The organism is Flavobacterium sp. (assembly GCF_040382755.1).
GTDB lineage: Bacteria > Bacteroidota > Bacteroidia > Flavobacteriales > Flavobacteriaceae > Flavobacterium.
Genome location: NZ_JBEIET010000005.1, coordinates 1 through 15,195 on the forward strand (window position 1 = coordinate 1; position 15,195 = coordinate 15,195).

General features: G+C 28.6%; 13 protein-coding genes. 5 read left to right on the forward strand and 8 right to left on the reverse strand.

Translation table 11 applies throughout. The features are described 5' to 3' along the window. Both ABWO04_RS01130 and ABWO04_RS01135 read right to left on the reverse strand, forming a co-directional pair. Positions 1–2,862: beta strand repeat-containing protein (locus tag ABWO04_RS01130; RefSeq protein ID WP_353076620.1), on the reverse strand; the 2,862-nt coding region annotated here is incomplete at its 3' end. Beyond that, entirely contained in the window at positions 2,859–3,410 is a 552-nt protein-coding gene (locus ABWO04_RS01135) for a hypothetical protein (protein ID WP_353076621.1), read from the reverse strand. The genes ABWO04_RS01130 and ABWO04_RS01135, both read right to left, overlap by 4 nt. Positions 3,411–3,924: 514 nt before the next feature. Here ABWO04_RS01135 and ABWO04_RS01140 point away from each other — a divergent pair. Beyond that, positions 3,925–5,232 (forward strand): tyrosine-type recombinase/integrase, encoded by a 1,308-nt coding sequence (locus ABWO04_RS01140; protein ID WP_353076622.1) that lies wholly within the window; start codon positions 3,925–3,927, stop codon positions 5,230–5,232. Between the two features lie 408 nt (positions 5,233–5,640). Here the strand turns inward: ABWO04_RS01140 and ABWO04_RS01145 are convergent, their stop codons facing one another. The 4 genes from ABWO04_RS01145 to ABWO04_RS01160 form a co-directional block, all read right to left on the reverse strand. Further along, positions 5,641–6,477: an abortive infection family protein gene (locus ABWO04_RS01145; protein ID WP_353076623.1), complete on the reverse strand. Its 837-nt coding sequence runs from the start codon at positions 6,475–6,477 to the stop codon at positions 5,641–5,643. A 154-nt stretch (positions 6,478–6,631) separates the two neighbouring features. Next, entirely contained in the window at positions 6,632–8,743 is a 2,112-nt protein-coding gene (locus ABWO04_RS01150; protein WP_353076624.1) for a DEAD/DEAH box helicase, read from the reverse strand. A 2-nt stretch (positions 8,744–8,745) separates the two neighbouring features. Then, the gene (locus ABWO04_RS01155; protein ID WP_353076625.1) at positions 8,746–9,669 is read right to left on the reverse strand and encodes a HamA C-terminal domain-containing protein; all 924 of its coding nucleotides are present in this window, start codon (positions 9,667–9,669) and stop codon (positions 8,746–8,748) included. A gap of 300 nt (positions 9,670–9,969) precedes the next feature. After that, positions 9,970–10,884, reverse strand: coding sequence for a patatin-like phospholipase domain-containing protein (locus ABWO04_RS01160; RefSeq protein WP_353076626.1), 915 nt, complete (start codon positions 10,882–10,884; stop codon positions 9,970–9,972). A gap of 117 nt (positions 10,885–11,001) precedes the next feature. On the opposite strand from ABWO04_RS01160, the gene ABWO04_RS01165 reads away from it, so the two are divergent. From ABWO04_RS01165 to ABWO04_RS01180, 4 genes are read left to right on the forward strand one after another with little or no spacing between them, the layout of a single operon-like run. After that, the gene (locus tag ABWO04_RS01165; RefSeq protein ID WP_353076627.1) at positions 11,002–11,313 is read left to right on the forward strand and encodes a hypothetical protein; all 312 of its coding nucleotides are present in this window, start codon (positions 11,002–11,004) and stop codon (positions 11,311–11,313) included. A 2-nt stretch (positions 11,314–11,315) separates the two neighbouring features. Further along, positions 11,316–11,948 (forward strand): hypothetical protein, encoded by a 633-nt coding sequence (locus ABWO04_RS01170; protein WP_353076628.1) that lies wholly within the window; start codon positions 11,316–11,318, stop codon positions 11,946–11,948. After that, positions 11,927–12,688 (forward strand): sensor histidine kinase, encoded by a 762-nt coding sequence (locus ABWO04_RS01175; protein WP_353076629.1) that lies wholly within the window; start codon positions 11,927–11,929, stop codon positions 12,686–12,688. The genes ABWO04_RS01170 and ABWO04_RS01175 overlap by 22 nt, the downstream gene beginning before the upstream one ends. Continuing rightward, positions 12,685–13,341: a response regulator gene (locus tag ABWO04_RS01180; RefSeq protein ID WP_353076630.1), complete on the forward strand. Its 657-nt coding sequence runs from the start codon at positions 12,685–12,687 to the stop codon at positions 13,339–13,341. Before ABWO04_RS01175 ends, ABWO04_RS01180 begins: the two co-directional genes overlap by 4 nt. A 399-nt stretch (positions 13,342–13,740) precedes the next feature. On the opposite strand, the gene ABWO04_RS01185 is transcribed toward ABWO04_RS01180, so the two are convergent. Both ABWO04_RS01185 and ABWO04_RS01195 read right to left on the reverse strand, forming a co-directional pair. Next, positions 13,741–14,414 (reverse strand): IS1 family transposase gene (locus ABWO04_RS01185; protein ID WP_502903957.1). Its coding sequence is split into 2 segments (ribosomal slippage): positions 13,741–14,309 and positions 14,309–14,414, totalling 675 coding nucleotides; the frame shifts between segments, so codons are not numbered across the junction. Between the two features lie 354 nt (positions 14,415–14,768). Further along, positions 14,769–15,122 carry a hypothetical protein gene (locus ABWO04_RS01195; RefSeq protein ID WP_353076631.1) on the reverse strand — a complete coding sequence of 118 codons (354 nt, stop codon included), beginning with the start codon at positions 15,120–15,122 and terminating at the stop codon, positions 14,769–14,771. Positions 15,123–15,195: the final 73 nt, after the last annotated feature.

The window sequence follows — 15,195 nt, forward strand, 5'->3', positions numbered from 1 at the left end:
TGTTGCTAAAGCTGTAGCTACTCCAGTTCCTAATCCACTTACACCAGTTGAAATTGGTAATCCTGTTGCATTGGTCAATGTCCCTGAAACTGGCGTACCCAATACAGGTGAAGTCATGGTTGGACTGGTTAAGGTCTTATTGGTTAAAGTTTCTGTGCCATCCAATGTTGCTAATGTACCTGTAGTTGGCAACGTAACGTTGGTAGCTGCTGTAGCAGTTAATGTAGTGATAAAAGCACCTGAGGTGGTTAAATTCCCTCCTAAAGTAATTGTTTTTCCAGAATTATCAACTCCTGTTCCTCCATTAGCTCCTGGTAAAATTCCAGTTACAGCAGTTGCAATTGGTAACCCAGTTGCGTTTGATAAATCTATTGCTGAAGGTGTTCCTAAATCAGGTGTTACTAAAGTAGGTGAAGTTGCAAAAACTAAGGCTCCTGTTCCTGTTTCGTCTGAAATAACTCCTGCTAATTCAGCTGAAGTTGTAGCTGCCATCACATTTAATTTATCGGTAGTTACCACTAAAGTCTTTGAAGTCGGAATAGTTGTTCCGTTTACACTTGTAGCTGCAGCCACTCCTAAAACTGGTGTTACTAAAGTAGGTGAAGTCGCTCTTACTACATCGCCTGATCCAGTTGTAGCCAATTCTTGAACAACTCCGGTACTTCCAGAAAAATTACCAAGTACTTTATCATTAGTAACATCTTGAATTTTAGAGTATATAACATTAGCATCTGTAATTTTTGCGGTTGTAACAGCATCATTAGCAAGCTTAATCGTAGTAATTTTGCCAGCTGCTACTTCTGGTGCTGTTGCAATACCTGTTAAATCTCCTGCTAATTGCACTTTCCCTTTCACGGTGGTACTTGCATCTACAACACCTGTTGATATTTGAGAATCAACATAATCTTTTGTTGCTTTTGCCGATGGAAATTTTATATCCGATGTTCCATCAACTGTTGTTAAATCGAGCGTTTTATTTGCCGAATTTTCTTTTAATGCCAAGGACGTATTTGCAGCTGTTTCATTAGCATCGACATCGGCTTGAACTGTTGCAATTGCAGTTGTAGCTGAAGTTGCATTTGAAGTAACAGTTGCTTGAAGTGAAGTAATACTTGAGTTAACTGTAGTAATATTCGTATCAACATAGGTTTTAACCGCATTCTGCGTTGGAAATAAAACATCACTTGTACCTAAAGTAGTAGTAGTAGATTTATTCGCTGAGTTTTCTTTTAAAGCTAATGCCGTATTTGCAGCTGTTTCATTTGCATCAACATCCGCTTGTACTGCTGCAATTGCTGTTGCAGCAGCTGTTGCGTTTGCAGTAACAGTTGCTTGTAATGCTGTATTATTTGAGTTTACTGTAGTAATATTTGTATCAACATACGTTTTTACCGCATTTTGTGTTGGGAATAACACATCACTTGTACCTAAAGTAGTAATAGTCGATTTATTTGCCGAGTTTTCTTTATTTAATAAACCTGGAACTGTAGGAGATCCTGCCGTTCCACCTAAATCACCTGTTAATTGTATCTTACCTTTTGTAGAAGCATCTGCATCTGCAATGGTTGCCGAAGCCACTTGTGCATCTACATAAGTTTTAACAGCATTTTGAGTTGGGAATAATACATCACTTGTTCCTAATGCAGTAGTTGTAGATTTATTCGCTGAGTTTTCTTTTAGAGCTAAAGCCGTATTTGCGGCTGTTGCGTTTGCAGTAACTGTTGCTTGAAGTGCTGTGTTATTTGCGTTAACTGAAGTAATATTGGTATCTACATAGGTTTTAACCGCATTTTGTGTTGGGAATAACACATCACTTGTTCCTAATGCAGTAGTAGTAGATTTATTTGTAGAGTTTTCTTTTAAAGCTAATGCCGTATTTGCGGCTGTTGCGTTTGCAGTAACTGTTGCTTGAAGTGCTGTATTATTTGCGTTAACTGTAGTAATATTGGTATCTACATAGGTTTTTACTGCATTTTGTGTTGGGAATAACACATCACTAATTCCTAATGCAGTAGTAGTAGATTTATTCGCTGAGTTTTCTTTTAAAGCTAATGCCGTATTTGCAGCTGTTTCATTAGCATCAACATCGGCTTGTACTGCTGCAATTGCGGTTGAAGCAGCTGTTGCGTTGGCAGTAATGGTTGCTTGAAGTGCTGTATTTGAAGCATTTACAGTAGCAATATTCGTATCAACATAAGTCTTTACGGCATTTTGTGTTGGGAAAAACACATCACTTGTACCTAAAGAAGTAGTTGTCGATTTATTCGCTGAGTTTTCTTTTGTATCTAAAGCTGCTTGAGTAGCAATTGAAATAGGCTTATTACTATCTGAAGTGTTATCGACATTATCAATTTGTAAATTAATTTTTGCACCTGCTAAATTTGATGCACCTGTACCTCCATTTTGAATTGAAACCACTCCAGAAACACTATTTGCAGTAACAGCAGCATATGCAAAAGGAACTGCCGAAAGCGGATTATCACTTAAAACAACAAATTGCTGACAAGTACCATTAACATCTAATTGCACTTTTAATTTTTTGATATTTGCATTCCAAACGATTGCATTGAACGAACTTGCGTATCCTCCTGTTTGATTTCCAGATCCAATAATCAAATTAACCATACCAAATTCGTCAGTAGTTGTTTGAATTACTTCTTGATATTCTAACTGCGATAGATCATCTGTTAATGAAAATTGCAAACAAACCGATTTATTAGCCATCGGACTTTTTTGAATATCAACTCCAGGAATATTTTGTCCATTTGGATAATATATTACGGCTTGATATGTAATTCCACTTGTTTGTGCATAGAAAAACGAAGTGCAAAATAAGGCAATTAAGTAAACTATTTTTCTCATAAATGTTTGTCTTTATTCAATTCGAAATAACCTCCAAAAAGGATTTGGAACGTATTAAATGAAACTTTATCTGCTGTAGGATTTAATGAAATACTTTTTGCTACATTACACCCTAAGCTTAAATATCCTGATTTAGAAATATAATATTTGGCATCTAAACCTAAAACGGGTTGTAATATTAAACCTGAAAAATCTTTGTTGTCGGTTAGATTAAAAGTCGAATTATTTACTTGTTGTTTTCCATAAATGATGGTTGACATATTTAAACCTGCTTTTGCGCTAATGAAAAAATAAAAAGAATCAAAAAACTGGTAATTAACCGCATTTTGTAAACCAATATACGACGTTTTATAATCTAAATTATTTGTTTTCGATTCACTTGTTCCGTTGTAATCGTTAAGAGTTATACTCCCCAAATAAGAAAAATCTTTAAATTTTAATGGCATTGTATAACCCAACTCATAGCTACTACCCGTTCCGTTAATTTTAATTTTATCGGCAAAGGGCGTATTATTTTTATAAGAAAATGAAGAATAATTTTTCCCCATTTTAAAGAAAACACCTTGAGAATAAAGGCTTCCCGAGAGTAATAAAAGAATTAAAAAAACAAATTTTTTCATGTCAATATTTTATTGTTAATTACTTAAATTCTGAAATAAAAAAAAGTTATCAAAATTAAGGGCGCAAGATAATTAAAAATGTAGAGTTTATTCTACAAAAACAATAAAATATTAGGATAGATCTCTTCATAAGATACATATTTCATTGTTGTTTTTGTTTGGAAAGTAATGGAAATTAAGGCAAAAAAAAATCCCAAAACATGAAATTTCAATGTTTTGGGAATAATTTGTGACCTCGTCTGAATGTTGTTCTTAGAAGGTTTTTTATGGTTTTATTGGCTTTGTAGCGGTTTTATTGATACTTTGAAAAAGTTGTTTTTCAAAAAAGTGGACACAAATTGCCAAAATAGGACCTAAATGGACACAAAAATGGTCACACGAATTGGATAAAAAACAACTCATTTATAACTTTAAAAAAAGTAACAATTTAATTTTTTAAAGTATGAAAACGAAATTTTATCTTCGTAAAGGTAGTGAAAAAAGTACTATCCAATTTGAATTTAGACATGGAAAAAATTCAAGATTTAGAGCATCAACCAATTTTGTAATTAATTCCGATAAAGATTGGGATAGTAACAAACAAAAAATGAAGTTACCCTCTTCAACATTCAATGCAAAACTTATTAATAGTAAATTATCAGAATTTGAAAATTTGTTAAACGATTTTCTTTACAAAGAAAATGAAAAGGAAATAGAAATAGATTCTATTAAAAGTATGTTTGCAAAAGTATTTGACATATTTGAAAAACCAATTTCAAAATTTCAAAGTAATCCTTTTAGCAAAAATCAAAAAGATTTAGATACCAACAAAGATTTCATAAAATATTACGAATGGTTTTTAGAATTTTACTCAAAAAACAATTCACCATTTTCAAAAAAAATACTTACTAAAGGAACATTAAATACTCTAAAAAGTTCTTTAAATGTTGTTAAAAAGTTCTTGATTTATAAGAAAATAAAAAACTTAAATTTTGACGATATTAATAGAGGGTTTTACAATGAATTTATTGACTATTTAACCAATGAAAAAAAATACACCAAAAACTATATTGGGACAGTGATTCAAAAACTAAAAACAGTTATGGGATATGCATATGATGAAGATAAACATACTAATCTAGAATTTAAGAAAAATTATTTCTCAAAGGTAACTGAGGTTATTAATCACCCCTATTTAAATCAAGATGAATTATTGAGAATTGAAAATTTAGTTTTAAATGATGAAGAACTAAATATTACAAGAGATATCTTTCTAATAGGATGTAATACAGGATTGCGTATAGGCGATTTATTAAACTTCTTGAAAAAACCTGAAATAATTACACAAGATGAAACTCAATTTATTCGTATTAAACAATCTAAAACTTCAAATTTTGTTGTTATACCAATCAATTCTGTTATTAAAAGAATTTTAGATAAAAGAGAGGGTAACTTACCAAAATATCTTCACCAAAACACAATAAACGAACATATAAAATCAATTTGTAAAAGAGCTGATATTAAAGAGAATTACAAATTTATTAGAACAGAGGGAGGCACTCAAGTAGAACGTTTAGAACCAAAATATAAATTTATCTGTACACACACCGCTAGAAGGTCATTTTGTACTAATGCATATTATTCTGGTATACCACCTCACGATATTATGGCTATTTCTGGACATAAAACTGAAAAAATATTTTTTAATTATATCAAAGTTGAAAAAGAAGTAAATGCTTTGAGGATTTCAAAATATGCTTTTCTACAGTAATTTTCTTGAGATAAAATATAAAAGGGCTTAATTAGCCCTTTTATATTTAATTAGTAAAAAAAATTGTGGCAGAAATAGCTATTTTTGAGATTATTATACTAAATAAACAATTAAAAATTTGATTTATTTAATTAAAAATAAAATTATTTACAGCACTGTAGCCACTAAATAGCATACAAAAAACTTTAATAGGAAAGTAAAAAATACCTTGTGCTACTGAAACATGTTTTTAGAAATTGTGTTCATTTTGCGTTTTGATAATAATTTGGGATAGTGGTTTGGGGCTTTTCTAGGTTGGGAACTACGGGACTTTTTTTATTCTATTACAGATAAAAATTTTAGCAAAATGCATAAGTGAATTTACTGCAAAATTCGCAATCTTGCCAAACGGCTGATAGTGGCTGGCGTTTATTTATTTCTTCTTAATTCAAATGTCTCAAGCAAAAATGTTGATAAAGTAATTCCTGCACCAACAGCTAATTTAGCATGTCTATCACTTAATCCATTTCTTGCTTTTTCTTTTCCATGTCCTGTTCCGTATAGGTTACGTAATTCTGTAAGTTTTATAACTACTTGACCCAAATTGCTCAATAAGATTTTTATTATTTCTGCTCCTTTTTTTGAATCATCTACATTGTCTGGCACAAGTTCTAATGCTTTCTGTACACTTTTTAGAAGTTTTGGAACATCATCAACTTTATCAAACGGAATTTCCATTTGATTTAAGATAGTTTTTAGCGTTGATTCGACCAATTCTTTTGTTGAACCTATTGCAAGGCTTGGGTCTTCGGTAATAGATTTTTTAATTCGTTCTATATATTCTTGAAAATGAGTTTTATCGAGTAAGTCAGTTGCATTTTGTAAATCTTCAAAGTTTACAATTTGTCCAACAGATGATAATTTTCCATTTTCAAAAGCAAAACCATCTCGCAGTAAAAATTTGGTTAGATTTTCAAGCCATTTCCTTCTATCATCACTATTCCACGAATCTCTATTGTCTCTTAAGTCAATAAGTATATCTTCATAAACATTCAATATTTTTCTGCATTGATTTGGATTTGTCCAATCAATTCCAGTGTAATAATTTTCGACTAGAGTTCTTCTTTGACCTCCATAATCCGTATTTTCTGGATGTTCGGTATATGGAACATCATGATTGTCGAAATATTTACTAATTTCTCTCAATGTTGTTGTAACGAAGAAATCTTTAAATTCTGATCTTGTTTTTTTACTTATTATGTCCATTTTAAGATTGGGTTCGTTGACGCTTGCCACTAACGTTTAGCGGCTTTAAGAAGTTGGGGATTTGTAAGCCCGAACTTTCGATTGAACACCGAAAATCAAAAGTACAAAACAAACTTTAAATTTAGCCTAAAACCCCAATTTCTTAAAACCGCTGTTAGGCGTCGTTATTTCTATTTACTTTTATTCCGTCATAAAAATACTCTAAAATATATAAATCAAATTCATCTAATTTTACATTCTTTTTAATTTCATTTATACCAATTGAATTAAAGATTTCGATTACATTATGTATTGTTAAGTCTTGATTGTAAAAATTTATGATTCTTGAATTATGAATTTTTTTTGAAAGCATTCTTGGTAATCCATATTCCTCAAGTTGAAAAACTACAGTTGGTAGAAATGCGTGAGATATGTATGCTATAAATTTTGATATATCATAATTTTTACCTTTTAGCAATTCTTTTTGAAGCACATTAACATCTTTTAAAAGAGAAGCAAATTTAAAAGTTACGTTTTTTTCAAGTTTAAAAAACTCATCAATACCTACGTCGTGTGGTTCTAAATCTTTTAATAATTCAGGAATAGATTTAAACCAATTGTTTCTTAAAATTTTAATAAACTCAACAAATGTGCTATTTTTTGTTTCCCAATTGCCAGGTTGTAAATTAATTATTTTGTATAATGATTTATCCCATTGACTTCTAGTTGTGGAATTTAAATATGAAAGGCCATTCCAACTTTCAGGATTTATTAACATATCAATTGCAATTGATTTAATTAATTCTGAATTGCTAGACTGGAAAACGGATTCATTTTTTAGCTTGTTATATACCTCTACTCCAAGAATTCCACCCATTTCATCTTGATAAAGAATAAGTTTGGCTACTTGCTCTTTAGTTAACAATTTATCATATTTTTGGCTGTCTAAATCTCCTAATATTCCTTCTGGAAATTCGATATTCAATGCAGTTTGCGTATTAACTGGTGGTTTATCTAAAATATATACTTTACCTATAAAATGCTGAAACATCCTACCACTTCTACCAATAATGTTTCTATATGTAAAGTCATTTAGGTTTGAACTTCCATTTTTATTCATCCAAATGATTACATTTTCTGCTGATGTATTAACACCTTCAATAATTGAAGATGTAGAAATTATATTGCTAATACCTTTTTTGTCTTCAAATAATTTAACTTGTATTTGACTTAAAGAGCGATGCAATCTGCCATTATGTATTCCAGTTCCTCTTTTTATTAGATTTGTTAAACTCCAATTATAATCGTAATTTTTGCCTAACCAATTTGCAAATTGGTCTAAAAGGACATTATTTTTTTCCTTGTATCTAGAAAGAATTAGGTTAGATACATTTTCAATATTTGTGTATGTACCCGCATATATTAAAGATTTTGTTTGTTTTTGGTTTAAAATGTCGATTAAAAAATTGCTTTTTAATTCTAAATCTTTATTTATTTGTTTATATAGTTCAAATTTCTCCAAAAAGACTGTATTAAAGTCTAACTGTATGAATTCCATATCTGCTGTAAAAGGATTGTCTTCTAAAGTGGATATATTTGGAGCTAAAAAATATTTTTGTTTGGATTTGCTACCAATTTTTATAATTGCTTTAACAAGACTTGGAGATCTAGTTTTGTCAAATAAACTACTTGCTTTATAGAATTCATCAATAATCATTATATCAAAGAACTCAACCTTATCTAAATAATTTATAGCTCTTTCTTGTGGAAAAATAAAAATATTTTTTTCTGCTATTTCTACTTCTGTGGTTGTAATAATCTTGTATTCATTTGCGAATTTTTTGTATAATCGTCTTCTTGTTTCATCTGTCAATGCAATAGTTGGAACAATAATTATTACATTTTTTGGCTTTCTTATTTTTATAAAAGCATCTATGACAAAGCTTTTGCCAAAACTTGTCGGTGCGCTTACCGCAATATTTCTACCTTCAAGAAGTTTTTTTAAGAGAAATGATTGTTCACGATGTAACGTAATTGGTTTTTCTTCTCCGATATTAACTTTGAAGATTTCATAAATATACCTTTCTTCCCAATTTGAAGTTTCTTGTTGCAAATATGGAAATAAGCCTGTTTCTCTAATTAAATGATTTACTAATGGAGTGTATTCTAACTTTTGGGTTTTATGATAATCTAAAAGTTTGATTAGTTCTTCCCTTGCTTCATTATCTTTGTTAGAAATTAGCAAATCGTTTATTTTGTGACAATTATCAAATACTATATCTTCCATAATTAACTTCTATATACTTGTGCTTTCTCAATAAATTTATCCACAATTGGTTTCTTTTCAGGAACTGGAAAAAGGATTATATGAAACTTAATTTCGGAATATAAATCAACATTATTGCACATATTTATTTGTCTTTTAAAATATTCTGTTGCCCTTTCTTTATGATGACTTATAATTTGGGTTTTGTATTCTTCTGTTAAATGTGTTGCTCCATTTGTTATGCTACATTCATATAACAATAGAATTGGAATATTTAAAATTGGTTTTATTGTATCAATAGATTGTTCTTGTGAAAGAGTTTCGACTATTTTTGCTCTTAATTCTGTAGAAATTTCCTCAAAATCATTTATATCTGAAAGATTAGTAATTAACTTATTTTCTTTCTTTATTTTTCGAAGCGTTAACGAGTCTTTTACTGAATCAATAATTACATCTAATCTTGCATTTTCTATTGAATTGTAAAATTTAGACTCGCCAAACCATAATGAAAATTCGTTTTCATTTTCAATTACAATATGCACACTGTCTGCGCCTTTTGCGTTGTCTTGTGTGTTTTGTTTGTAGAAAATTTTAGGAATAATTGGTAAAGCATTGTAATATTTTTTCATTATTCCATAAAGTAAAATTTCTGATATTTCACTTCCACGTCCAATATCATTTTCACTTTCTGAAAGTCTTAAATTTATCGCTGCTTCTGTTAATAGAGAATCTTCTCCTTCAAGTGCCAATGATTGTCTTTCTCTATAACTTAATGCAGTTTCTTTTATATTATTCCATATAAATTTATTAAATTTAGAATGATGCCAAAACCCATCTTCAAATGAATTTATTAAGCTAAAAACCCTTTTATTTTCAATTGGAGTAAGAGAAGAATCAGCAGTTATTACCGAAAAAGCATCGTCAATTAAAATTTCAAAATTTATCATAGTTTCTTTTTATATCGGGAGTTTTGTATAATGACGGCTAACTTGTTTATATGCTCAGTTTTATTAAGTTTAGTTGAGCAAAGCTATACCCATTTTGATGTATATGCTCAAAATTAGCCGATTGAATTTTAAAAACATTGAGCATTTTTACGCAATAAGTATAAAAATAAATACTTTGTTTTAAAACTACTATACGAAAATTGATATCACCAATCGAAAACTCGCATTATTTTCAAAATAAAAATTTTCAATTAGAAAATACTGTTTTTTTTTTACAAAAACTTGAATATTATTAGTCATTTACAAAGCTTGAATGAACTTTTTAAATTCCTTATCATCCAATGCACCCATAGCTAATTGACCAGCTGTATTCATAGCATATATGTTTTGTTTTGAAAAATCGATGTAGGAATTTGTATGTAATGGTTTGAAAACATCAAAATCTTTAGTGGGTACATCAATTCGATAATAATTTATGGTTTGGTTTGGAAAAAAACGTTGCTCAACAAATTGAGTTGCACAATCTTTTGCAATTATTTTTATTGTATTATTCGTAGACTGTATTGTATTACTCCCCGCTCCTATTGAAAGAATATTTATCACCTCATATTCGGAAAATGCTTTTTTAAATATTTTATCTTCCAAACAATATTTTGGATTTGCAGATATATGTTCTCCACTACAAAACACGGTATCATTTATCTTAGTTGTTTTGAAAAAAGGTGAAGTTGCAAGTGAGGCATTTAGCAAATCTTCCGCTGTTAAATCACTCGTAACCGCATTTACAATTTCAATTTCTCCATTTGTTAGATTGTATAAGGGTATAATATTATTTTTACTGTTTTTTACATTTTCTAGATTACTGAACAAATTACTAACACTCTGTTTCAATTGCTGTTGACTACAAATTGTATTGGAAAGTTTTAAATACGAAGTCCATTTTTGATTGTATATCTTAGCAGCAATAGCCTTATAATGTTCCATGACTTGTTGAGCAGAATAAAAATCACCTCGGCTGTCTGGAATTTGATAGAGATAACTTAAAAGTGAGCTAGAACCAACTGATACAAACGTATCAAAAATGTCTACAATCTTTAACTTTGAGTTATTTTGCGTTTTTTGAAGTTCTTCTTCTATTTTTTGTAAGATGTAAGCCGAAATTAAATTTCTCACACCTCCTGAATCTACAGATAAAATATTTATTTTTGTTTTCATACCAAATAAAAAAACAAAGTTATTAGGTCTGAATATTTATATATTGCGTAATATTACGCAATATATAAATAGTTTAAACTAGTATTTTTACGAACTTAATTTTTAATTTATACTATAATGGAAATCAACAAAAACACAGGAGAACAAATTACGTTATCTCAAGCTCAAGAAATGGTAAATGAATTTAGAAAACGTTATCCAGATTCAAAAAAAGGGTATTTTGCAGGAGCGAATCATTTTGATAAAATACTTCAACAAGAGGATTGTATTGGTTTAAGAATATATAACGGTTATGATAAAGAAACTGACAGCACTAATTTAGTTATTGTTGGTGTAAATAGTAATAACGAAGATATGACAAAAGGGTATATTTTAGACAGAACTACACCATGTCCAGCTACATGTCCTAAAAATAGTGATTTAATGTAATTATGTTTAAAATCATTGTATTTTTTTTACTTATAGTATCGATTTTATTACCTATAATTTATTTTTTCATAAATAAAGAACAAGATTTAAGTGTAGTCTTACTTATTGTCTTATTTGGAATTGGGGGTTGTTATGAATTGATTTTTTCAATGATTTTAAATTACAATACTGAAATCTGGTTTAAAATTTATCCTTTTTTAGAATTTATCGCATTATTATATTTCTTCAGAAAACTGATTGGGCTTTCCCAATCAGTTTTTTATATTATTATTGGAATTTATAGCGTATTGTTTATTTATATGTACTATTTATATCATTTTAAAATTAGCAGTACCGCATTAGAGCTATTCATTCCAATCACTCATTGCCTTTTAGTATTTACTGGTTCTACTAGATGGACTATTCAGCAATTTGAAAAATTAGAAACCAGTAGTTTACTTCATTTTCCTGTGTTTTATATTCTTTCGGGTATGATTTTGTATTATTCAGGTACGTTTTTTATTTTTGGATTAGAAACTATTTTCAGATATACTAAAAGTCCTGTTTTATTATACTTTTGGTACATCAATTTGCTGTTACTTTTTATCTACAGATTATCATTTTACATTGCCATATGGAAAGCCAAGAAAGTTTAAATAATGTCATAATCATTGCTAGTTTAGTCATCTTTATTTTTGGTATGTTTCAAATTGGTGTGGCGGTTTTTTATCATAAATACTATATTAATTCTAAACATTTAGATGCTGAAAAAAACTTCAGAGAAAAACTTGATTTAGAAAGAAATGAAAGAGCTAGAATAGCACACGACTTGCATGATGGTTTACAAAATGATTTTGTAGCAATTAAAAACTATGTCAACTTACTGTCATTTGACGAGCAAAACCAAGAAAAAATTAACTATATCAAACATTTAGAGCAATCTATTGATTTAGCAACCAAAAGTATTAAAGACATTAGCTATTCACTTATGCCTTCCAAATTAAAGTTGGAAGGATTAATTCCTGCTGTTAGTGAACGATTTGCTACTTTATCAAAGGGAAGTCAAACCTACTTTGAACTAGATTATGAAGATGAAGAATTGGTTATTGATGAAAATATTGCTTATCAAGTTTATCGCATCATTCAAGAAATTACAAATAATCTCATTAAACACAATAGAGCTAGTTATTGCAAACTCTCTATTATAGTTAATAAAAATACGCTAAAATTAACTTTTGAAGATGACGGTGAACATTTTAATTACAAATTGGCATTGAACAATTCTGGTGGAATGGGATTGCTTGGATTAAATGAACGATTGAAGTCTACTAATGCAAAACTTAAACATATTGTTTCTGAAAACTTAAATATTTTTAAAATTACAATTGAATTATGATAAAAATCGCTATAGTTGAAGACCACCATTTGGTGAGACATGGTTTTATAGAAACATTCAAAAAAATTGAAGATGTTCGAGTGGTGTTTGACACAGATGATGGAAATAGCCTTTTTGATTATCTAAAAAACTATCCAATTGATTTGTTAATTTTAGATTTACAAATGAACAAAATGGGTGGCCTAGAAATATGCAAACATATTAAATTGCACTTCCCAAAAATTAAAATTTTAGTACTCACTCAATTGATAAGTGAATTATCTGTTTCTAATTTAATTAAAGCTGGAGCCAATGGTTATTGTAGTAAGTTAATTAATTCTTCCGAAATAGAAATTGCTATTAGAAAAATCATGGATAATGAAACGTATTTTGATTCCTCTACAAGAGCTATTTTACCTGAATTATTAGAATACAAATCAATTATAAAACCTAGTACTTTAAATCAATTTAAACTCACAGATAGAGAAATTGATATCATTCGTTTAATTTCCCAACAAAAAGACAATGAATATATCGCAAAAATACTTAATATTAGTACTAGAACTGTTGAAAATCACAGAAGACGAATCATACAAAAAACCAATCAAAAAAACATTACTGATGTAGTTACCTTGACTTTAAAAAACAGAATTATTAAACTAGAAGAATTATAAATTTATAAACATCACAATTAGCGATTTGAAGTTAAATCAATATATTTAATAATCCTATTTAACTCTTTAATTAATAATATATTACTTACAAACCCCACAGCTGCCAACCTCTTTAGCACAGTATTTACAATACTTGCAATTTTTACAAGCAGTACATTTATTAGAACCTGTGCATTTACGACCAGCGGTATATGTATTTATGGTAAAACTAAGGATTGCAACAGCAACTAACATAAGCAACACAACTATTCTCTTTTTCATAATCTTAATTTTTAAAATATTTATTATGTAAAAGTAAATGACCATCATATAAAATCGTTGCGTATTTTTACGCTAATTAGAATACTATAAAACCGTCGTAATATCATATTTCCTTATAATTCTATCGAAACCAAAAAATCATCCCCAAAAATAAATTCTCAAAACACAATTTAGTAGTATAAAGCTTCTTGAAAAGCAAATTGTTTTCCTGTTTAATCGTTTTAGATGCGTTCTTAACGAAAGGTTTTTTCTTTCTATGTGATTGGTGATAAATGGTTTTGTGTTGTGAATCGTTGTATTCAACAATGACTTATAGTGAACTAAATTATCTGTATATACTTTTTTGGGGTTAGATAACAATAATGAATTAGTAACATATTGCAAGGTACTTTTGGTTCTTCTGCCTATGCTAAAATTTACAACTTGTTTAGTTTCTCTTTCTAATGCATAAACTATCCAAATTGGTTTTTCTTTATTTCGTATAAACGTTCTAATTTCATCTACTTCATAGGATTTGTATTTATAAATGGGCTGATTGGGAATTTTCTTAGCTATTGCAATTATTCTTCTTAAAAGTGTTGTTGTTGATATTTTTAATATTCTTGCTGTACTTCGTATTCCTAAACCTTCTTTAGTAAATTGAATGATTCGCTTATTTACCCATTGATTATAAGCCTTATACGTATAATAATCTATGAATCTATTTCACAAGATTTACAAATAAACTGTTGCTTTTTATTTGCTGTAAAACCATTTTTTACAACATTATTTGAATTACAACTTGGACAAATTTTGCTATCACTAAGTTTGATACTTTAGGTTTCATTTTTCATCATTTTATTCGATTTAAAGAATTATATAACACAAAAAGGAGCGCAATATTGCACTCCTTTTTACTATTTATTTATAATTTTTTATTGATTTTCAAAGCTTTAATTATCAAAAATAGTATCATCACTAAATCTGATACATTACCCCCATTACCATTAGTCATATTTTATCTATTTTTTTTATTGTACATAACTATATTAAAGACAAAAAGCACAATAGTTATTACAGTTAATGAAAAAATATCACTAGCCGTCAAAAATCCTCTTCTCCTTAAAAGCAGATAAAAAGAAAATAAAATTCCTGAAACTGATGCTATTAATAATATTTTTATTCTTTTATTCATCTATCTTTTTTATTTTCAATTTCTCAAATTCAATTATTAAAAATAAATTTTCTACTTCTGTTAGATTGTTATATGTATTAATAATTTCTTCATTTTCATGAAAAACACGTAATACATTATTCCATACTAATCTACCTGTTTTCTCATTATTATATGAATATTTTAATTCACTAATTAAAAAACTTCTTGATACTTTTTTTAAAAAAAAATTAAAATACGTAACTTTTAATAAGTTATTCTCATTTTCTATAATCACTTCAATATTTAACAATATTTTATTAACAATAGAATAAAAAATTAAAATTATAAATGGAATTATAAAATTAACATAAGAAATTTTTTTCATTAAAACACAGATAATGATAGTAGAAAAAGTATAAAACATAAAAAATTTGAAAAAAAGTCTAAAATAATTTATA

Excerpts from the sequence above, each read along its gene's own strand:
- ABWO04_RS01135 (WP_353076621.1), bottom strand. The coding sequence starts at position 3,410 with ATGGGGAAAAATTATTCTTCATTTTCTTATAAAAATAATACGCCCTTT.
- ABWO04_RS01140 (WP_353076622.1), top strand. The coding sequence starts at position 3,925 with ATGAAAACGAAATTTTATCTTCGTAAAGGTAGTGAAAAAAGTACTATC.
- ABWO04_RS01145 (WP_353076623.1), bottom strand. The coding sequence starts at position 6,477 with ATGGACATAATAAGTAAAAAAACAAGATCAGAATTTAAAGATTTCTTC.
- ABWO04_RS01150 (WP_353076624.1), bottom strand. The coding sequence starts at position 8,743 with ATGGAAGATATAGTATTTGATAATTGTCACAAAATAAACGATTTGCTA.
- ABWO04_RS01155 (WP_353076625.1), bottom strand. The coding sequence starts at position 9,669 with ATGATAAATTTTGAAATTTTAATTGACGATGCTTTTTCGGTAATAACT.
- ABWO04_RS01160 (WP_353076626.1), bottom strand. The coding sequence starts at position 10,884 with ATGAAAACAAAAATAAATATTTTATCTGTAGATTCAGGAGGTGTGAGA.
- ABWO04_RS01165 (WP_353076627.1), top strand. The coding sequence starts at position 11,002 with ATGGAAATCAACAAAAACACAGGAGAACAAATTACGTTATCTCAAGCT.
- ABWO04_RS01170 (WP_353076628.1), top strand. The coding sequence starts at position 11,316 with ATGTTTAAAATCATTGTATTTTTTTTACTTATAGTATCGATTTTATTA.
- ABWO04_RS01175 (WP_353076629.1), top strand. The coding sequence starts at position 11,927 with ATGGAAAGCCAAGAAAGTTTAAATAATGTCATAATCATTGCTAGTTTA.
- ABWO04_RS01180 (WP_353076630.1), top strand. The coding sequence starts at position 12,685 with ATGATAAAAATCGCTATAGTTGAAGACCACCATTTGGTGAGACATGGT.
- ABWO04_RS01195 (WP_353076631.1), bottom strand. The coding sequence starts at position 15,122 with ATGAAAAAAATTTCTTATGTTAATTTTATAATTCCATTTATAATTTTA.